Genomic DNA, 19,335 nt, shown 5'->3' on the forward strand with positions numbered 1-19,335 from the left:
GTCCTGTTAATTAAAAAGGCGACTCTAGGCCGCCTTCTTAGTTATATATAATTTCTGAAAGATATTATAGTGGAAACGATACACCAGCAAGGAATGCTGTGAATGAATCCTTAAGTCCAACTTGAACTTCCATTGTTCCGTTTAGGTGCTTGAAACCTTCGATTGGAAGTTGACCGTTGATACCAGTGTTAAGACTGATTGTTGTATCATAAGTTTTAGTGTCACCATTTAGTGAAAGTCCAACTGGTAGAGAAGCATATGGATAAGCTTCTTTACCCCAGAAAGAGAATCCCTTAGTAACAGTTGGTGCCATTGAGATTTTTGTGATCCCTTGGTCAAACTCAGTTGAACGCTCAAGAATCCCTTTCACAGAAACTCTTGGTTGTTGCATATAATCTGGATAGATTTCATAGTCAGCACCAACAAATAGTCTTTGTGAACGCTCACCACCTGAGATACCAATCCCACCGTCTACGATTAATTTTTCATCTAGTTTTTGAGTGTAACGAACTTGCATACCCATTCCGCCTTTATCAGACGTAATTCCAGTAAGTTCCGTTGCGATTTGCTTGCTTCCGCTAAGCATTGGCATTGTTGATTGACCAATCCCGTAAGCAAAAATTGAAGCTTGTGAAAGCATCATTAGTGATAGAAATACCTTTTTCATATATCCTTCCTAGTTTTTTGGTAACTTCACTAATCATTTTAATGCCTTGGGGCATTTATATGCAAGATATTCCTAGGACGCTTCGCACAAACCTTACACATTATGCAATTAAGTGTTGACTCATAAGGCCCAAGCATTTATAAATAATTCCACATTCTTATGGTGACCGTAGTTCAGTTGGTAGAGCGCCAGATTGTGATTCTGGTTGTCGTGGGTTCGAGCCCCATCGGTCACCCCATTAAAAAAAAGCCCCTTCGAAAGAAGGGGCTTTTTTTTTATATGTGGAGAATGATTGGGTTTTGTAGCAACGACAAAGTCGTGGGTGGCCCTCACGATGAGGGTCCCCCGCGAGGCCACGATGGCCGCAAAGCGGGGTCACCAGCTCTGCATACCTAGTAACAACCTTCAATAAAATTCTCATTCTCATTAAGACAAAACCTGTAATATGGTTTCCAATTGATTGTTCGGCCATCCACCATCTTGAAGTTAAATGAACCAAAGTTTTCATGGATAGCTGACGCTATTTTACCGTTATCATGAAACTTAATTTCACCATCCAAAACAATTTCCTTCCCTTGTAGAACAGTTTCCATGCTATCAATGCGTCCACTTATTAAATCACCTAGATCATTGAACTCTATTTGCCCGGTAAACTCAAACGATCTGTCTGCTAAGCCTACATTTATAGCAGACTCCGTTATCACTAACTTTGCAATCTCATCCTCGTGAAAAATAACTTCGCTTAAGGTTTCAAATGAAATGCCATTAAACTCAAGATCTCTAGCTTCTCCAAAATTTATTTTTTTTAAACCAAGGTTTGTCTTTAAGCTAAATGAGTTAACGGGGTTCCATTTGTTTTGATAAAATAAGAGCCCGCCGGCCCAGTCAGAAGAAGATGAGCAAGTGAATTCAACGACGTTCCCCATAGAGACTTCTAGCTTTATTTTTCTTTTTCCAGAACATATTAGATTCGTTGAGGATAAATTTAAATTTACTTCACCATCTGTATCAATATTTTTTAAGTTACCATTTTCATTAAATACAACTCTCAAAATGTCTCCATTCAGTATTACCAAACCAAGATCATTTAACTTAAACTTCAATGGGTTATTTACAGAAAAGTATCCCACTTCCTTTATCTGCGAATTCTTATAAAATGAGATCGTCTGTGCAGGAAAGTCTATCTCATTACTCCCAATCTTTATTTTTTGATTTTCTTTGTAAGACTCTGCATACCCACTTTTTAACTTGGAATCATTATAAAATGTTAAACCATTTTCTCTTCTAGTTCCGTTCCTCCATGAAAAGAGCGAGAAAGTTACCCCATGTGCATCGAAGTGACGAAAGTCAATTGACTTAATTAACTCAACGTAATCTCGCAGTGATTGGGATGAGAAACTATTCGTACTCAAACGAGCGTTTAAATACCTCGCAGAAATAGAGTTTGTGTGACCAGAAATGTTTACAGCTTCTCGAAGAATTAGCTCGTGCAAGATTGCTGAAGCCTTAGAGGTATTATCCATTAAGTCCCATAATTTTTTATCTATGGTATACCTTTTTTGACCTGGAAACCTTGGAGTCCTCTGAACAATAACTTGCTCCAAAGAACAAGAGGGAGGTATTCGGCCATCAATAGTATCTGGAACATCAATTAAGTTATCTAAAGTAAATTCGGTTTCAGAGTAAAATGAGTTAAACCAATTTCTGTACAATTTTTTTCGGCTCGGGTTTATATCTTCAAGTCGATTTATTGCTAGCTCAACTTTATTTTCAACACTTAATGTCTCAGCACCAAGATCAATATTTAATCCATAAACAGCTTTAGCCTCATATAGGTCATAGAATTGCACATAGGTCTTTCCATCTGTCTTAGTGCACAGTATTCCATCTCCACCATTTCCTGTCTCATGCCCTGCATACACCGCTCTTGATGTGATAATAGACAAAAATAATAATAAAATCTTTCTATTCATTTTCGATCTCCTTACGCTTCCTACTTAAAGGGAATAATTGAACTGACAATTTATAAACTTCTTTTTTGCTTCCAGTTTCGAGTTTCTTAGACAATCGCTTTCTAAACGACTTAATCATCTTTTTTGCTTCATCGATTTTAGAGGGGTCGATGGCCATTGTAACAGTTGAAAAATCCCTCTCTTCAATTGGATCATTGAGAACGGAATTCATAGCGAGTTCTAGAGTTTGAACTGTATGATTCTTTAATGAAACATTTAAGATATCTGTAGGTGTTTTATATTGGATGCCTGATGCTTCAAAGCTTCCATCTTTGTTTTCCACTAACATTTCAAGTTTTATAAGCCTATCTAGAGCGAACTTTGCTTCTCTCCGTGAAATATTTAATCTCTTGGATATCCATTCAGGCCGTGCTTTAAAATTTGGAATTTCGGCCAAAGATAGAATCGCAAAGTAATACCAATCAGAAATGGCCTTAAAATAGTCCAATGATAAATTAGATTCTTCTTTAGCTTTCGAACCTGATAATATTTTCTCCGACTCGATAGGATTAACTCCAAGACCAGACAAAATGTTTTGTCCCATCTTTTTTGTAATGGCTCTTTTTCCATTCAATATCTCAGATAAAGCTGAAACTTGAATGCCTAACCTATTAGCATAAGCCCTCAGCGAATAAGATGGATTCTTTGCCCTTGCATTTGCAAATTCATTTGAAAGTCTTTCTATTATCTCGTTTTGCATAAGAAGATTTTTGCAGATAAAAACTAGAACAACAACAAATTTTAGAACAAAGTGTTCTGTTTTATTTTTAGAACACAGAAATATTGTTCAACCATTTTCCATTACACATTATTCCTTGCCACAGCCGGATGTGACGCTTGGAAAAATTTTGGCCGTAAACGACAAATTGGTGGGAGGTCTTCACGATGAGGTTCACCCGCGAAGCCACGATGGCAGCAAAGCGGGGTCACCAGCTCTGCACCCCTATCTCTTTTTTAATATATCTAAAATCCATTTCACATAGAATATTATTCATTCATTGAAGTAAAACCAGAACTATTACATAATTTATACATGAATGAGAAAACTATCATATTCAATAGAAAGACTATCTATTTTGGAACATTTGTATTTTTTCTAAACATCATCACATTCAGTTTGGTATTAACTGAAGATGGGATAGATCAATCTGTTATTGTATTACCAGTTCTCACACTTTTATTTTTATACATGCTTAAGAAAGCAATAAATGAAAAACTAATTATGACAGAAGAGAAGGTCTACTATACAGACGGAAGCAATGAACAAGAAGTTTTTATCAAGAGGATTAAAAAGATAGAAGTGTCACAGGAGCTTCGTTATAGAAGATTGGATATTATTTTAAAGGGAAGTGAAGAACCATTTAACTTCAAAATACATGCACTAGAAGATCATTTTTTTGAAATACCAAGATGGATTCATAAAGTATCAAATGGCCAAGTTAATATAGATCATCGTCTACTAGATAATACGTCCTTTCTATACTTTACTCGAGTTCGTTATAATTTTTTCTCAATATTATTTTTAATAATTGCGCTGATAATTCTTTATCAAAGATATCTTTAGAAATTTTCAAAATAATATTTTATTATACGCAGTCAATGAAAAAGAAACTGGAGCCGAATTTGAAAGTGCTAAAAAGAATGGAAAGTCTTCAAAGTTTCAAAGAACGATTAAGCAAAACATAAATTGTATTTACAAATGGTTAATTGCAGAAGGCTTGATTTGTAATACCTTTCATATTCCAACAAGCAATATTCATATCGTTAATAAATCAGAGAAAGTTTCTTATGTCTTAAATAAAAGTGAAATAACACATCATTCATCAAAGGCAATTGAAGTAAATCATCCATGGTATCCACACTGGTTACTAGCGATTCATACAGGATGTAGAAATGGTGAATTATATGCATTAACCTGGGATAATATTGACTTCGATAGTAATCTAATAACAATAAGTAAAAGCTATAATAAGAGACTCAATGAAATTAAAACTACTAAAGCAGGTTACTGGAGGTATGTTCCAATCAACTCAGAACTAAAAGATTTTTTTTAAAATTAAAATCTACATCTAAAAGTAAGGAAGTACTCCCAAAACTGAGAGACTGGAGACATGGAGTTCAAGTATTTATACTAAGAGAATTTTGTGAACAAATTGGCATTAGACCAATTACTTTTCACTCTTTAAGAGCATGCTTTGCAACCCAACTACTCAATAATGGTGTGTCACTTCCTAAGATTATGAAAATTTGTGGATGTAAAGGATTAGATACCGCAAACAGGTATATTAGACTATCAGGGGTTCAAGAGCAGTCTGCTACAGAATCTCTACAGTTTTTAGCATCGTAAAGAGAGGGAAAAGCCCTCTCTCTATACAAAACCTAGGCTAGATAGCCTAATGGCCATAGCCATTTGTGAAACATTGAAAATTGTAGCAAGCTGAGAAATTCGATTGTCATCAATAGCTTCATCGTGATGAATTTCTTCCAGTATCGCATCTTCAGGCATCAACAGACAGGCTGCGAAGAAATTAGCTTCAATTTCTTTTTCATATTCACCTGTAGAAGATTTAGTATTTCTATAATATTCTTTAGCTGTACTTGATACTGAAACAGAGAAGCCATCATGTAGGGCTTCATGACCTAACTCATGAGCAATCGTAAATCTTTGTCTCTGAGGGCCATCACTTCTGCTTACAGTGATAATTTTCAAATCACCATCTACTAATAATGCGCCAGAAACACCATCCTCGAGATTTTCTGCTCTAAAGATAATGTCCTTTCTCTCTAAAAGATCATGGATATCAAATCCTGGCGTTAAGTTATTTTCTCGCCATAAATTATCTGCAATTCTTTTTATCTGCCTTTTTCTGCTACTCAGCATCCAAACCTCCTTGCTTAGCTTTATCTTTCTTCTCTCTTTCAAGTTTTAATATTTTCATCATTAAATCTTGCGTCTCAGAACTTTTAAACTTATCTTCAATTTCTTTCTCTGGAGAGATACTCATCAGCTTTTCGATAACATCCACTAAATCTAAATCAAGTGCCTTTATAAGCTTAAGAGTTGTATCTAGGAAGATTTTTTGCTCACCATTTTCAATTCTTGCAATAGTTACCCTATTAATTGATGATTTTTTAGCGAGTTCGGACTGATTCATTTTGAGACTCTTTCTTCTATCTCTAATTAAACTACCGAAATTATTATATATATTCCCTTCCATACTTAAATTCTAGCACGGCCAGACACGGCCAGTCAAACAAAACCGAAAAAATGTTAATACTACACTACAAAAGCTTGACATGTAACACAATTTAGATTATATTAATAGTAGCTTAGAATAACATTGATGTTTTACGTCTAAGTAGCGTTTCCGCGACAGTAAGTTGTTCAAGCGGATTCAAGGATGATGTCTGAAAATGCTTTCAGTCTGGATTAAATTTTAACTAACTCTTGAGTGAGGTGATTCATGTTTGGTTGATGTGATGATTAGTGATTATGAGTTGAACCCTTGGGGGCTAAATTAGCCCGGCCAAAGTTCAAAAACCCCACCTTGTTTGGCAAGCAAATTTGGTAGATATAATGATTGTGAGAATTTCAATATATCCCAGATTTAAATTTAAGGCAAGTGGGTAACCCTAAACTAATTCGATTTTTCTAAATCGAAAGGAGTTCCTATGGCTAACAAAAAAGCGCCACAGGGTTACAAATGGGTCTACTGCAAGTTTATTCGTAAGAATGGCAGAATCGTTTACCCAAAAAATGCCCGCTTTTTCAAATTTCTAGTGAAAGAGAAAAGGTAATTACAAAGGGGAGTAATCCTCCCCTTTCATTATTAACTTAAATTTAAATGGAGGTATATAAATGCCTAAAAACTACAGAAAAATCCCAAAGCATATCAATAAAAAAATAGAAACATTTAACTCTAATTACTTAGAAGTTGGGGCAATCTTGAGAGTAACAGAGACAGAGATACTTAATGGAAAGCTCGATCAATTGGGATTAACTCTTAACCAAATAAAGTCTCTGGGTGATATAAACTTAACTCCACCAATAGACAATGGTCTAGCATCAAAGAAAAACCTAAATGGCCATGTAAAAGTGAGAAAAGACCTTCCAAAGTATCTTAAAGCTTTTGATTTTGAAGTACCAATCTGGGGAGACTATTCAAAAGGTACTAATACTATCACTCAATATAGAGAAGTATACCCTAGGGATGTCTATGCTCCTACTAACTATTCTATTAAAATAAGATTACTTAATGTAGAAGATGGCGACCAAAAATCCTATATATTGAAATTCAAAATAGATGCTAACTTCATGATTGGGGAGCTTGATTTTGAGAAATATTTATTAAGTGCAATCAATGTATTACAAGAAAATGTTGGGGTAAGTGACGTATTTGAATTAAATGCATCGGATGATGAATACCTAAAAGAAGAATACCTTAACTGGGAAATCTTCCCTGCAGGAACAAAAGAAGAAATCTTCAAGTCACTTCTTACAGGGAATAAGAAAACAAAAAGCTATATGGGTGACAGAGTCAATGACAGATATGAAACCTTAGCTGCTCTTAAACCTGACTCATATATCAGAGGTACAAATGGATTTGGCAGCTACTTCGGAGCATTATTTGATGACGACCTTGTTGTTTTTGAGAATGTAACTTATGGGAATGCACTCTATATTATTAAGGACGACTGGAAAAAACTCTCTAAACTTAGCCGTACAGAACTAATGAAAAAGTACAAAGGTAAATTCGAAAGGATTGTTCACTCTAAAAGCTGGAAAAAGGACCTAAAAGAAACAATTTCCAGACTTAAAGACTCAAGCATCTAAATTATTTTAGTGGCGTAGGAGGAAACACCTTCCTACGCTTCTTAACTTGTTAAAAAGCTGCCAACACCTGTGAGAAATGTATTATCAACACCCTACAGTTAACCATGCCTCATTTAAGACGCAACTCTCTCCTGAAAATACTAAAGTAAAAGTTATTAGTTACCGATAACTTCTTAGGTAAACACCTGTATTTATGTTATAAGTTAGTCGATCAACTTGCCGCAGCGTTACCAACAAGGGTATTAGCGGTTATAATTAATGTTGATAGGAGAATATGATGACAAGTCTAACATCTCTATTTAGAAAAAAAGTAAAACCATCTTTTCACAATGGTCTTAAATTTAGTCCTTCAGGAAGCATTTTGATAGCAGACAAGTGGGAAACTAAAGAAGATAAAAAAGAGAAGGTGAAATCTTCCGATAAAAAAACCGATAAAAAGTAGTCCTATAAAATAGTATGGGATTAATTCTATTTTTTATTGTACCTGGTTTTATTACATTCCTAACAATAAAGAAATTATACAACTATTGTCTTCCTACTCTTAGCGGATGGCTAATGATTCTATCTCTTATGATAGCGTCTTCATTACTACTCACAGTCAGTTGGATTACCTATTTAGCTTGTGGATCTCATATAATTCAACTATTTCCTACCCAATATAGTTTAATTGCTAATAATTTTGTTGACCTAACCTTTAAGCCAAATATCCCATATATTGAACAGTATAATTTTATGAGAAGCTTGATTGATATAGGTTTTTTTTCGATCTTATTGAGCTTAGTATATAGTCTGGTCATTAGAATATTACACTCAAAACAATTAGACTTTGTATTTAAGATTATAGACAGCTTCCTAAACTCAATAGATAGGCTATTTAGAAAATACAGAAGATACTCATTTCGTGTTACCAAAAACAAAAAGTCCAACATTTTTAAGAAGATAGGATTTAGGCTTCTAAGTGTTATCCTACAAATTCTTGATCTTGTTCTGGTTTTTTTTAATGTATTATTTGTTATCAGTACAAAAATAAAAGAAATAGTCTCAAGCCCCTTTCTCTATATCTTTCAAAGGGACGATAGAGAAGACGTCGCTTTTCTAATGAAACTAATCAGAAACCAAAATCGCTTTAGATACTTATCTTTAATAACACTTAAGAATGATAAAATATATATTGGAGAAATTAGACAATGTGACCTTAGACCAGACTCTGATGACGATGATGGGATGAAAGTTTTGTTGCATTATTCTGGATATAGATGTCCATTTAAAAAAGTTCACGTTACTACTGACTACACAAAAAGCTCCTCTAAATCGAATTTTCCAAAGTTTATTTTCCAAAGAGAAATAACTGATATTTCACAATTTTCAATAAATGATGTTCAAAAATTTATTGAACAGAAATCTTTTCTTGATGAAACAAGCGATAAAAGCTTAACTGAAGATGAAGAGCATGAAGATGAAAATGAAAAAATAAACATAGATCAACTCGAAACACTTCTAAAAGATGCTAAATCTATAAAAGAATCTACTCATCAACTGGTTGAATGTCTCAACACAATTATCGAAGGGCCTAATGAAAAAGACAGTTAAATCTATAATTTTCTACCTTTAAGGTACAAATGGATTTTATTAATAAGCTATAAAGATTACGCCGGTCACCCCATTAAAAGAAAGCCCCCGTATTCATGCGGGGGCTTTCTTTTATATGTGGAGAATGATTGGCTTTTGTAACAACGACAAAGTCGTGAGAGTCACATACGAGGCCACAATGGCTGCAAAGCGGGGTCACCAACTCTGCACTTCAATTATTCAACTTTATTGATAGATACTTTTAATATCAGTGACCGGAATTGAGACGACATCCTCTGGATTATCTATGTCAAAAATATCAACACGACTCCCATCAGGAGATAGAGCAATTTCACCATCAAAGTTTTCACCAGTCTTTAGCTCTACTGTGACAAATTCCCCCTCAAATAATTTTACGTCTTGTCGTATTTTTTTGGTTTCCTTAGCAGGGTTAATGATCGAGACATCGTAGATTTTCTCATAAGCAAAAGTCATTCTTCTGCCATCTTTAACTGATGTAAAGTTTAGCGTCTTCTCACCTATTTCAAAATCAGAACCAACGATATTAGAAAAGTCATAACCGTTATGATAGTGGATATTAGCTTGTTGCCCTTGTATTTTACTAATATCATCTTCGAGAAGCTTCTTATAGATTCCTATTTCACTCAGTACATCGTTATTTATTTTTTCGACCTCAGAATAGCTAATAAGGTAGTTCCCTTCTTTTGAATTAACTTGAAATCCACCACGAGAGTAAGTAGCTATTTTACCTTCTATATTACGGCCATCTGTCATTAGAATACTGACATCACGTCCTACTTTGACATCATAATTTTTCAATAGCCCCTTTAAAACATGAAAGCAATTACCGATAGGATTAAATGATGCCGTTGAACGTGATACATTAGAACTTTCATTAGAGGCATACCAAACAGCACTAAAAGAAATTGCAATAGCAATAAAACTTCGAATAAGTTTAGCGTTTTCTGATTTCATACAAAACTTATCGGATACTTGGGCTTAGAACTTTAAAGTATAAGAGACTGATATTATGAAAAGAATTCTCGTCATCGGAACATCAGGAAGTGGAAAAACCACTCTTTCAACTTGAGCGAGAAGATGAAAGATAAAGAATATAAGCATCTAAGCTTTCATCATTTAAAGAGTAGAAAAGAGATAAGAAAATTCTTTTTAAAATTTTAATAAACTCAGCCACAAAACCAACGCGCAACACAAAAAAGACATCCAATAAAAATTACACTACCATTCACCGACCTACTCCAGAGTGCTAGAAACCGAAAAAACAAAAAGGGAGAAGGTATGAAAAATTTATTTTTAGCACTGGCGATTTTATTATCGTCATCATCAGTCTTTGCAATGAAATGCTCTAACGGAGACTATGGAATTAAAATCAACTATGGTTTTTTTAAGCTAGGTCAACGAATCAAATTTTACGAGAATGGAGACAAAGTTCTTAGTGAAAGATTTAAAGAACGTTATGGTGAAAGAAATGGTTCACTTGCTGAAGATGTGGCCTATGAGAAATTTCCATATTCAAGTCGTGACTATATGACCGTCTTAGAAACTAAGAATAGTGTTCTTGTTTATAGTGTTGTTGGAAACGATGATGCTAACCAAGCTGGTGAGCGAGATACAATTATCTTTCAATTTAAAGATAGCAATGAAGTTGTTATGTTTGATATGAACGATGACTGCGAGCTTGCAAAGCCAATTTTCTAGTAAATCCAAAAACACACAACTTGCTAATTTTAAAAGCAAGTTGTGTGAATATATCTTTTAATTAATTCCTACGCTGCTTCTGACTTAGAAAATACCTCTGAAACTCTTTCACTTTCTGCAAGGATATCTTCATCAATAACTTGCTTAATCTTTCCAGGAATAATTTTACCTTCACCTTCAATTAGCTTTACTGTTAATTGTGAAAGTTCATGTAATCTAGAGGCCAATGAGTTTACTTCTTGGGCCTTATTATATGCTTCCTGAGTGACAATACTATTTTCATTTGCTGATTGACTCAGTTGAGTTACAGCTGAAGTAATCTCATTCACTCCTTGAGACTGCTCAGTAGAAGAACTTGAGATTTGTTTTACTGACTGATTTACATTATCAAAGCTATTTAAAATATCATTTAGAATAACTTCGCATTCCTGTGCAGCCTTAACTCCTTCATCAACAGAAATCTTTCCTTTTTCTACAGATCTTAAAATCATCTCTTTAGATTTATCTACTGTACTTCGAACTTGAGTGATACTTCCAGAAAGAAGCTGAGAGATCTCTTCTGCAGCTTCACCACTCATGGCCGCTAGCTGACCGACTTCGTGTGCAACGACAGCAAATCCATCCCCATGCTCTCCAGCTCTTGCCGCTTCAACAGAAGCATTAAAAGAAAGAAGTTTCGTTTGAAAAACGATATCATTAATGACAGTTGTTTTTTCTGCAATTCTATTAATGACGTCGATTAGCCCTTCAATTTCGCGGTTACTGTTTTCAATATTCTTAACAAGTTCTTCATTATTTGATTGGATATCATCCATTCTATTTCTAACAGTATTTACCGAGTCCTTTCCTTCGTTTGCAAAGTTCTTACTTTCTTCAGAAAGAGATGCCGTTTCCTGAGCATTTTGCGTATTGTTGGCAACCATACAAGAGATTTCGTGAATCGAAGAAGATGTTTCTTGTAGAGCAGCCGATTGCTGTTGATTAGCACTCGATAATTTATTTGCAGAATCATTTAATGAATTTGAAACACTATTTAAGTCTTTAGAACTATTTTGGATTCCTTCATTAATTATAGCGATTGTTTTTGATAGATATGAAACAAAGAACACAGCTAAGGCAATCCCTGTAATCAGAGCAATAATAGAAATAATAACAATGACAGTCTTTGCTTCAGTAAGATGATCTTTAAGCCTCGGTCCAAATTTATCCTGAACTGATTTAATATCAAGCTTTACCTCTTCTATATTACTCGCAATTCTAGGACCTAATACATCTAGCTTCTCTGTAATAATATTGTTTCTCTTATTAATAATCGTAACTAGTTTTTGAAAATCAGATGAATAAGACTTCTCTATTGTTAAAATCTGGCGTAGTAATTTACGGCGTTCAGAATTCTGTAAGTTTTTCTCTAGTACACTGATATCTTTTTCAAACTCTCTTAGTTCGTGAACAACTTTATTTACAGAGTCTCTATCATTTGTATCAAAAAACCTTGTAACATATAGTCTTGCAAGAAGTAAGTTTCTCATGGCAATACCAGCGTTATATGCGGCCACCATGTCTCTGTCCCTTCTAGCTGTAAAAAGGATTCGAGAAAGCTTTTCTTCCATTAATTTACCATTAATATTAAGTTTTTCTGTAACAAGCCTATTTCGTTCTTTCATAAGGCCTACAACTTCATTAAAATGATTTTGGTACTCTTTTAAATTTTGACTTGTAGCTTGAAGAATCGTAGCACGATTTGTTTTTTGAATATCAACCAATGCTTGATCCATCTTCTTAGTTGTCACATCAAAGTATTCGTTAAATTGTTTAATATCTTTTTCTGATGATGAAATGATAAAGTCTTTCACATTCATTCTAACCATTAACATATTGGACTGAACTTCACTTGATAAGTTTGAATCCATGGCCATCTCTCGATATGTGAAAAACTCTGAAGCCAAAGTAGAAAAGTTATAAGTAGCATAAATTGATATTAGCGCTATCAAGCTGATCATCGTAATAAAACTACTATATACCTTAAACTTTAAACTAAACCTGTTTAACATTACACTCTCCCTAAATCTATTTGATATGCAGACATCTCGGTAAACAATTGATTATTATTAAGTTTTTTTATTGTTTGTCAGTCGTATTTACTTCAAGCAGCTCTTAAGTACAGAAAAATAATTTCAATGACTTAGGCTTATAACCTATATTTAAAATAAAGAACAAAAACACTCAAAAAGCCCTACTAGAGCCACTCTAGACATTTTTACCCACTAACCACTTGAATTTTTATCCATATACTAAAAACTGAACATTATTTATTTTCGGAGATTAGATGAAAGAGATATTTTCTCAAAACCCTGTTTACGCGGTTATGGCCTTTGCAGGAACACTTTTATTTGTATTAAAGATGCTTCTTCTTTTTGTAACGGGTGATGGAGACACAGACTTCGATGGTGATATGGATATCGAACATGCTGATGGTGGTGATGCTTTTACCCTTGTCTCGATACAGTCGATACTAGCTTTCTTTATGGGCGCTGGCTGGATTGGCCTAGCAGCAAAACAAGAGTGGGAATTATCTGATGTTAATGGTGTTATAGCGGCCGGTGTCTTTGGTTTTGTCATGATGCTCTTTAGTTCATTCATCACGTTTCAAATTAAGAAATTTAACAATATTCCAAAAGTAAATATCAAAGAAGCAATTGGAAGAACAGGCCGTGCATATACAAATATTCCTGCTAAGGGTGAAGGTATTGGCCAAGTTGAAATCACAATTGGAAATAAGCAACAGATTCTACAAGCAAGTAGCAAGGGTGAAGCGATCAAAGCATTTGAGAGCATCAAAGTTCACTATGTTGATGACTCAGGAAATTTAATCGTTAAGAAAGCATAATACTTAAGGGAGATTACTCATGCTATTTAGTACTTTTGGAATTATGGGAATTATTGTTGTTCCTGTTTTAATTCTACTTTTTGCGGCCATCTTTTTATCAAAACAATATAAGAGATGTCCTTCAAACCAGATTCTTGTTATCTACGGAAGTGTTGGTAGTGGCCAGTCTGCCAAGTGTATTCACGGTGGTGGTTCATTTGTCATTCCACTACTTCAAGATTACACATATCTTTCACTAGAGCCACTGACAATTGAAATTGATTTGAGAAGTGCACTTTCTAAAAAGAATATTCGAGTAAATGTTCCTTCCACATTTACGGTTGGTATTTCGACAACTGCAAATATTATGACGAATGCAGCTGAGCGTCTTCTTGGCCTATCGACAGCGGAAGTATCAAACCAGGCCCAGGATATTATTCTAGGTCAAATGCGTCTTGTAATTGCAACTCTAGCAATTGAAGAGATTAACCAGGATAGAGAAAAGTTCTTAGACCTAGTTAATAAGAACGTAAACCTTGAGCTTAATAAAATTGGTCTTGATGTGATTAACGTTAACATTCGAGATATTACAGATGAGTCAGGATATATTGAAGCAATTGGTAAAAAAGCTGCAGCAGAAGCGATTAACAAAGCAAAGGTTGAAGTAGCAGAACAAGACAAAGATGGTGCCATTGGTGAAGCAAATGCTAACAAAGAAAAAGAAGTTCAAGTTGCTAATCAAGTTGCTGAATCAGAAGCTGGTCAAAAAGAAGCCGAAAGAAATAAAAGAATTCGTATTGCAAAATACGAAGCAGAAGGTATTACAGGAGAGGCCGCTGCTTTAAGAGAGCAGGAAGTGGCCCAAGCAAAACAAAGGGCCATTACAGAACAAGGAAAGAAAGAAGCCTTAAAAGAGCAGAGAGTCTTCGTTGCCATTCAAGAGGCAGAGTCTGTAAAAGGTGAAAATGAGTCGAAGGCAAGTATTGCTGAATACGATGCTACTCTAAAAGAGAAGCAAGCAGATGCGGCCAAGCGAGGGGAAGTTGCCCTGGCACAAGCGCAAAAGGCAGTTCTTGAAGCACAGAAGCTAGAAGAGATTGCGAGGCTTGAGAAAACAGAACTAGCACAAGAAGAGATTAATAAGAGAAAAGTTGAAATTACTGCAGAGGCAGAAGCAGAAAGACAAAGAAGAATTGCAAAAGGTGAAGCAGATGCAATTCTAGCGAAATATGAAGCTGAAGCACAAGGTATTCAAAAAGTACTCGAGGCCAAGGCCCAAGGTTACAACAAGCTTGTTGAAATTGTTGGGGATGATAAGAGACTTGTCCCTACACTACTTATGGTTGAACAATTACCAGAAATTATTGCTCAGCAAGTTAAGGCCGTACAAGACCTTAAAATTGATAAGGTTACTGTATGGGACGGTGGCGGAAATAGTCACAATGGAAAGAGTGCAACGTCAAACTTTCTTAGTGGGCTAATCAATTCCCTACCTGCTGTGCACGATCTTGCAAAACAGGCCGGTGTTGAACTTCCTGAATTTCTTGGACAGCTAACACCACCAGAAAATAATGCCATTGATAGTGTCCCTCCAACAAGTCACAATCAATAAAATATGGGCCCTCTTAAATAAACGAAGAGGGCCATCTTTCAGATATTGATTCTTAAAATTAATTTATACAGACAAAATTCTCATAGCGCACAGGTTTGCGGCCATTAGATAAAGCAGTTTTATAAGAGCTTAGATTTGAGTGATCAATTGTTCCCCAAACAAAATCTGTCTCATTAGTATTTTCAGCAACAAATTTTCTCTGAATTGCTTTAGCTAGTCCCTTACCTTTCCAATTCTTATCGATGAAAATCTCATGAAAATAGATACCATCATGGCCTAGAAACGCAGAACGTTCAGCAGCGATTAGACCAATTTGTTGTCCACCTAAGAAAACAAGTTGTAAAAGTCCTTGCTCCATTGAGCCTTCCATCGATTCATGAGAATTTGCCACTACTCTTTTAGAGAGCTCGGGAACCTCACGATTAAAATCCTCATACCCCTTCTTATACCAAGCGTGATAAGAGTCATCTCTAATGATCTTAAAGCTTAACTTTTCTTCATAAGGCCAAGCGTTAAGTTTTTTAATCTCTCGAGAAGAAGTGACCATGTGAGTTGCAGCAATCATATCAACATCTTCTAATTTCACCGATGAGTGGAAACAGATATAAAGAGGGTTAAACTTATTAAACTGAGGTTTTACACTTTCGTATAATTCTAATGCCTCCTTAGTCGTTAAGCTAAAGTTGGCAAGAAGTTGAATAAACGGAATATCGATATTTCCACCCATGTGGCGAATCCCGTAGACTAGTTTCTTATCACTTTCTAGTTCTATGATTCTTTCAGCGTAATCTTCAACAAGAACTCCCGATACACAAAAGTGAGAATGCCTTGCTTGCATTACCTCGATAGAATTCAGCTCTTCAAATTCCTCTTCGATTTCAACACTAATACTTCTAAGTGCTAATTCCTTAGCTATTTTTAATTCACTAAGATTAAAAGTATTTAATTGTGCCTGTGCAAATGAACACACGTCATTTTTATTTAAATTCATTTATTTACCCTTTGTAGAATTTGATCATTTAAAGGGCATAATTGAAATCTATTTTTGTCTGACTCGCAGAGATAGATTCAAGGTCGCCCAACAGTTTTTCAATGAATTATTTTTCATACTGGCCTCCTTGATATTTAGATATTGATGGTGATGCGGCAAAATAGAACGTTGTAGAATTAATGTCAATATTAATCTTTTTATAGAGTTACTTTGGTGTCAGTGGACAAAGAGCATCTAAAATTAAAGATGGCGACTTAGTAAACTCATCAAACCATTTACACTCAACTAACTCGCGGTAATGATTCAAAAGAAAAGTTTGTCCATTCAATCTTTTGTTACAAAGTAAAACAGAGTTCTCTTCTCCACTTTGTAAGTTGGCCAACTTGTCTTGTAAGCTCTTTAGTGCTTCTTCAGTTAAAACTTGATAGATCGTGGCCAGAGCAATTCCTGCACCATCTGTATCAAGATGATTAACGAATAACTTTTTCTCATTTCCACGTAGTGGCCAGTCCCTTAACATTTGATTACGACAGACTTCAAATCGCCCAACGATATCTGATTCATAAGCAATAGCGTCACTCATTAGTCTTGCTATTTCCATGTTTTGATAAAAGTTAAACCACTGAGCTCTATTTGGTTCAGAAGGAATCGGTTCCTTACTATTTCGAACAAGAAAGTCATAAAAAGATTTTTGAAAAACATCATTATAACCCCAAGGAGTATATTCCAAGGCCATATAAAGGCCAGCATCTGACGCTAGCATGGCAGACTTAATTCTTGTAATTAAGGATCTAAATTCCGCTATATCTCTAAGATTTTGAATAGGTATAGTTAAAGGATTCACTCCTCTAAATTCGGCATAAAGAACCGCTGCACGATTAGCAAGTTCTCTATTTAATTGTGCCCTTATCTTTGGTTCTGCAGTTGAATCAAATAAACGAATATAAGCTTCAAGGAGATTTGTGAAAACAGAATCATCACTATCTGCACTTCGATTAAATACAATAGTAAACCATGCTCCTGCGTATTTATTAAAAGAGTTCACATAACCACTTCCACATAATTCACTAAATTTAAAAAAATCACCATTTGTTATCAGTTGATTATAACGTGAATTAATATCAACATACTCAGTATCTCGCTCTCGTGCATATGTTGTTTTATGTATTGCAATCTGTATTGTATTTGTAATCTTTTGATCTTGGGCCCTAAGAATTTTATCAACATGACTACTGTAGACATTATTATAGTACTTACTAAAGAAAGGGTTATAGAGATTTGTACCAATAACCTTCTGATGAAAATCTAACTGAATATTAGATTGTTGTGTCCCTTTGAAGTCCTGTAGATCGAAACACGTATTTGATTGTTTAAACAATTTCCTTGAGAAACCATCTAATAATTTCAGATGTCCATTTAGCTGTGTAACGCGTGGGTCATCAATATACAAAGAAGAATGAAAATTCTCTTCATTAATTGTGTTTTGTAGAGGCAGGGCCACTGCTTTGGCCCCACCTAGGAAAATTATTAAAAGTATATAAGCTATATTTTTCATAAATTATGCATCATCAGGAATAATGACTCTTGCCAACTCTGGCATACAATAGTTATCTAAAAGAGGAGACACTGGCACCCCCGTTAATCTGGCATCGACACACGCAGGAATATTTCTAAAATGTACCTGATCAATACCTTGTTCATGAATCGATTTAATACAAGCTAGCGCACCTGTTTCGGGTTCAGGAGTTGGTTCAGGCTGTCCATAATTAAATATATAATTTGCGATCAGATATTCTTCGACCTTTTCAGTAGAAAGAACAGCATCGAATGCTTCCAATGAAATCTCAGAGCTCTGACTATTTGGTTGAGATAAGTTAGAGAAGAATGTATTTTCGGGTTCATATCCTCCACCAAAGTCATCATCAATATTAAGATATTCATCTTCAAGAATTCGGCGACAATTACTTGCCTTAAAATATTGATCCACTTGTGCTCTATCAATTCGATCAAGCTCGCTTATAATTTCAGCATTGGCCTCTAGATTCTTTTTCTTTTCAAATAGTAATTTTTCTTCTTCATCTTCTAACTCTAAAAGATCTTGGAATTGAGTATTTTCAATCCAAGGAGCGACTTCCATTGTTGTAATACGGCCAGCATTTGGATCTTGCATCGTTTTTACAACATCACGTACTGAGTCTTTAAAGCTATCAATGTCTGTTGGAATAATATCTGCAAGTTCACCTTTACCAAGTCCGTATGCCCAGATATTAATCTCTAGTCTCTTGGTCTGTGTTTCCGTTCTAAACTCTGTTGAAATTGTTGTATCAGTTGAACCACCTGAGAAGAAACCACGCATCTTCGACTTAAGTTCGAGTTCAAAATTCACATCTCTTTCAACTGATGTTGTTCGATAACGTAGTAAACCTAGGAAGCTCGAGTGACGACCGATTGAGCGTACATAATAGGGACCACAAGAATCAAAGAAACCAACAACGTCCCCTTTAGTTAAAAGACTTGCGGCACTCTCACTTAAATCACTATTTCCTTCTGAAAGTGAATGATAGTAACTATCAACGTCAATATCGGCAAAGATATAGTGATAGTGATATGTTGTATTACCCTCTACTTCTGAAAAAACATTTACATTATTTTTTAAGAATAGAAATTTAAATGTATTCTTTGTTTCAAAAGAACGTCTATACTGAGTCTCCCAATCTTGTTCAATTTCAATATATCGATATTTTAAATCATAAGATGGCTGAGTCGTTTCAATTTTACCCAAACATGTACTTTGATAAGTATTGGTCGCTATCGAGTAGCCTCGTCCTAAGACAGGTGAAATTCCTAAATCTTTTAAACGGTTGTCACGAATTACTCTCGATGAAGCAGAAACAGACGTTGCAACCGTAGAAAGTACGGCCAGAGCAACTGCCATTTTTGTTAACTTTTTCACATATCCTCCTATGATATTGTTCAGTCCCGATAAAAAATGTATCTTTAATAAAAGCCACAGGGCAAATCATGTCAATTTAAGCTGTGGTTAA

The 19,335-nt window shown here is 35.0% G+C and carries 18 protein-coding genes and 1 tRNA gene; 9 read left to right on the forward strand and 10 right to left on the reverse strand.

Annotated features, from left to right (window positions below; genetic code table 11):
• Window positions 1-64: 64 nt before the first annotated feature.
• Window positions 65-667, reverse strand: a complete 603-nt coding sequence (locus ABMA72_RS07775; protein WP_021266294.1) for a hypothetical protein — start codon at window positions 665-667, stop codon at window positions 65-67.
• 162 nt (window positions 668-829) lie between these two features.
• Here ABMA72_RS07775 and ABMA72_RS07780 point away from each other — a divergent pair.
• Window positions 830-905: transfer RNA gene (locus ABMA72_RS07780), tRNA-His, on the forward strand.
• Between the two features lie 154 nt (window positions 906-1,059).
• Here ABMA72_RS07780 and ABMA72_RS07785 read toward each other — a convergent pair.
• A complete protein-coding gene (locus ABMA72_RS07785) occupies window positions 1,060-2,640 on the reverse strand; it encodes a hypothetical protein (RefSeq protein WP_393056706.1) in 1,581 nt (526 codons plus the stop codon).
• A complete protein-coding gene (locus tag ABMA72_RS07790; protein ID WP_393056708.1) occupies window positions 2,633-3,379 on the reverse strand; it encodes a TIGR02147 family protein in 747 nt (248 codons plus the stop codon). The genes ABMA72_RS07785 and ABMA72_RS07790 overlap by 8 nt, the downstream gene beginning before the upstream one ends.
• A 333-nt stretch (window positions 3,380-3,712) precedes the next feature.
• Between ABMA72_RS07790 and ABMA72_RS07795 the strand changes: the two genes are divergently transcribed.
• Together ABMA72_RS07795 and ABMA72_RS07800 are read left to right on the forward strand one after the other, a co-directional pair.
• Complete coding sequence (locus ABMA72_RS07795) at window positions 3,713-4,243, forward strand: hypothetical protein (protein WP_393056710.1); 531 nt, start codon at window positions 3,713-3,715, stop codon at window positions 4,241-4,243.
• 564 nt (window positions 4,244-4,807) lie between these two features.
• The gene (locus tag ABMA72_RS07800; protein WP_393057080.1) at window positions 4,808-5,026 is read left to right on the forward strand and encodes a tyrosine-type recombinase/integrase; all 219 of its coding nucleotides are present in this window, start codon (window positions 4,808-4,810) and stop codon (window positions 5,024-5,026) included.
• 21 nt (window positions 5,027-5,047) lie between these two features.
• Here ABMA72_RS07800 and ABMA72_RS07805 read toward each other — a convergent pair whose 3' ends face one another.
• Both ABMA72_RS07805 and ABMA72_RS07810 read right to left on the reverse strand, forming a co-directional pair.
• Entirely contained in the window at window positions 5,048-5,560 is a 513-nt protein-coding gene (locus ABMA72_RS07805; protein WP_393056712.1) for an ImmA/IrrE family metallo-endopeptidase, read from the reverse strand.
• Entirely contained in the window at window positions 5,550-5,897 is a 348-nt protein-coding gene (locus tag ABMA72_RS07810) for a helix-turn-helix domain-containing protein (protein WP_393056714.1), read from the reverse strand. The genes ABMA72_RS07805 and ABMA72_RS07810 overlap by 11 nt, the downstream gene beginning before the upstream one ends.
• 641 nt (window positions 5,898-6,538) lie before the next feature.
• Here ABMA72_RS07810 and ABMA72_RS07815 point away from each other — a divergent pair.
• From ABMA72_RS07815 to ABMA72_RS07825, 3 genes are all read left to right on the forward strand, one after another.
• Entirely contained in the window at window positions 6,539-7,513 is a 975-nt protein-coding gene (locus ABMA72_RS07815) for a hypothetical protein (RefSeq protein ID WP_393056716.1), read from the forward strand.
• Window positions 7,514-7,790: 277 nt separating this feature from the next.
• On the forward strand, window positions 7,791-7,955 hold the full coding sequence (locus ABMA72_RS07820; RefSeq protein ID WP_393056718.1) for a hypothetical protein: 165 nt from the start codon (window positions 7,791-7,793) through the stop codon (window positions 7,953-7,955).
• 656 nt (window positions 7,956-8,611) lie between these two features.
• Window positions 8,612-9,103, forward strand: a complete 492-nt coding sequence (locus ABMA72_RS07825; protein WP_393056720.1) for a hypothetical protein — start codon at window positions 8,612-8,614, stop codon at window positions 9,101-9,103.
• Between the two features lie 225 nt (window positions 9,104-9,328).
• On the opposite strand, the gene ABMA72_RS07830 is transcribed toward ABMA72_RS07825, so the two are convergent.
• Window positions 9,329-10,078, reverse strand: coding sequence for a hypothetical protein (locus tag ABMA72_RS07830; protein ID WP_393056722.1), 750 nt, complete (start codon window positions 10,076-10,078; stop codon window positions 9,329-9,331).
• 324 nt (window positions 10,079-10,402) lie between these two features.
• Here ABMA72_RS07830 and ABMA72_RS07835 point away from each other — a divergent pair, with 324 nt between their 5' ends.
• A complete protein-coding gene (locus tag ABMA72_RS07835) occupies window positions 10,403-10,822 on the forward strand; it encodes a hypothetical protein (protein WP_393056724.1) in 420 nt (139 codons plus the stop codon).
• A 68-nt stretch (window positions 10,823-10,890) separates the two neighbouring features.
• Here ABMA72_RS07835 and ABMA72_RS07840 read toward each other — a convergent pair whose 3' ends face one another.
• The gene (locus tag ABMA72_RS07840) at window positions 10,891-12,873 is read right to left on the reverse strand and encodes a methyl-accepting chemotaxis protein (protein ID WP_393056726.1); all 1,983 of its coding nucleotides are present in this window, start codon (window positions 12,871-12,873) and stop codon (window positions 10,891-10,893) included.
• 275 nt (window positions 12,874-13,148) lie between these two features.
• On the opposite strand from ABMA72_RS07840, the gene ABMA72_RS07845 reads away from it, so the two are divergent.
• Together ABMA72_RS07845 and ABMA72_RS07850 are read left to right on the forward strand one after the other, a co-directional pair.
• Complete coding sequence (locus tag ABMA72_RS07845; RefSeq protein WP_392857697.1) at window positions 13,149-13,709, forward strand: hypothetical protein; 561 nt, start codon at window positions 13,149-13,151, stop codon at window positions 13,707-13,709.
• Between the two features lie 19 nt (window positions 13,710-13,728).
• A complete protein-coding gene (locus ABMA72_RS07850; RefSeq protein WP_392857700.1) occupies window positions 13,729-15,300 on the forward strand; it encodes a flotillin family protein in 1,572 nt (523 codons plus the stop codon).
• A gap of 58 nt (window positions 15,301-15,358) precedes the next feature.
• Here the strand turns inward: ABMA72_RS07850 and ABMA72_RS07855 are convergent, their stop codons facing one another.
• The 3 genes from ABMA72_RS07855 to ABMA72_RS07865 form a co-directional block, all read right to left on the reverse strand.
• On the reverse strand, window positions 15,359-16,291 hold the full coding sequence (locus ABMA72_RS07855; protein ID WP_393056728.1) for a hypothetical protein: 933 nt from the start codon (window positions 16,289-16,291) through the stop codon (window positions 15,359-15,361).
• Between the two features lie 205 nt (window positions 16,292-16,496).
• Window positions 16,497-17,846 carry a hypothetical protein gene (locus ABMA72_RS07860; protein ID WP_392857716.1) on the reverse strand — a complete coding sequence of 450 codons (1,350 nt, stop codon included), beginning with the start codon at window positions 17,844-17,846 and terminating at the stop codon, window positions 16,497-16,499.
• A 3-nt stretch (window positions 17,847-17,849) separates the two neighbouring features.
• Entirely contained in the window at window positions 17,850-19,244 is a 1,395-nt protein-coding gene (locus ABMA72_RS07865; RefSeq protein ID WP_393056730.1) for a hypothetical protein, read from the reverse strand.
• Window positions 19,245-19,335: the final 91 nt, after the last annotated feature.

This window comes from Halobacteriovorax sp. CON-3 (assembly GCF_043196995.1).
GTDB lineage: Bacteria > Bdellovibrionota > Bacteriovoracia > Bacteriovoracales > Bacteriovoracaceae > Halobacteriovorax_A.

Coding starts and splice junctions, on each gene's coding strand:
- ABMA72_RS07805 (WP_393056712.1), bottom strand. CDS start 5,560: ATGCTGAGTAGCAGAAAAAGGCAGATAAAAAGAATTGCAGATAATTTA.
- ABMA72_RS07845 (WP_392857697.1), top strand. CDS start 13,149: ATGAAAGAGATATTTTCTCAAAACCCTGTTTACGCGGTTATGGCCTTT.
- ABMA72_RS07795 (WP_393056710.1), top strand. CDS start 3,713: ATGAATGAGAAAACTATCATATTCAATAGAAAGACTATCTATTTTGGA.
- ABMA72_RS07810 (WP_393056714.1), bottom strand. CDS start 5,897: ATGGAAGGGAATATATATAATAATTTCGGTAGTTTAATTAGAGATAGA.
- ABMA72_RS07860 (WP_392857716.1), bottom strand. CDS start 17,846: ATGAAAAATATAGCTTATATACTTTTAATAATTTTCCTAGGTGGGGCC.
- ABMA72_RS07785 (WP_393056706.1), bottom strand. CDS start 2,640: ATGAATAGAAAGATTTTATTATTATTTTTGTCTATTATCACATCAAGA.
- ABMA72_RS07820 (WP_393056718.1), top strand. CDS start 7,791: ATGACAAGTCTAACATCTCTATTTAGAAAAAAAGTAAAACCATCTTTT.
- ABMA72_RS07815 (WP_393056716.1), top strand. CDS start 6,539: ATGCCTAAAAACTACAGAAAAATCCCAAAGCATATCAATAAAAAAATA.
- ABMA72_RS07855 (WP_393056728.1), bottom strand. CDS start 16,291: ATGAATTTAAATAAAAATGACGTGTGTTCATTTGCACAGGCACAATTA.
- ABMA72_RS07775 (WP_021266294.1), bottom strand. CDS start 667: ATGAAAAAGGTATTTCTATCACTAATGATGCTTTCACAAGCTTCAATT.
- ABMA72_RS07830 (WP_393056722.1), bottom strand. CDS start 10,078: ATGAAATCAGAAAACGCTAAACTTATTCGAAGTTTTATTGCTATTGCA.
- ABMA72_RS07835 (WP_393056724.1), top strand. CDS start 10,403: ATGAAAAATTTATTTTTAGCACTGGCGATTTTATTATCGTCATCATCA.
- ABMA72_RS07825 (WP_393056720.1), top strand. CDS start 8,612: ATGAAACTAATCAGAAACCAAAATCGCTTTAGATACTTATCTTTAATA.
- ABMA72_RS07790 (WP_393056708.1), bottom strand. CDS start 3,379: ATGCAAAACGAGATAATAGAAAGACTTTCAAATGAATTTGCAAATGCA.
- ABMA72_RS07840 (WP_393056726.1), bottom strand. CDS start 12,873: ATGTTAAACAGGTTTAGTTTAAAGTTTAAGGTATATAGTAGTTTTATT.
- ABMA72_RS07850 (WP_392857700.1), top strand. CDS start 13,729: ATGCTATTTAGTACTTTTGGAATTATGGGAATTATTGTTGTTCCTGTT.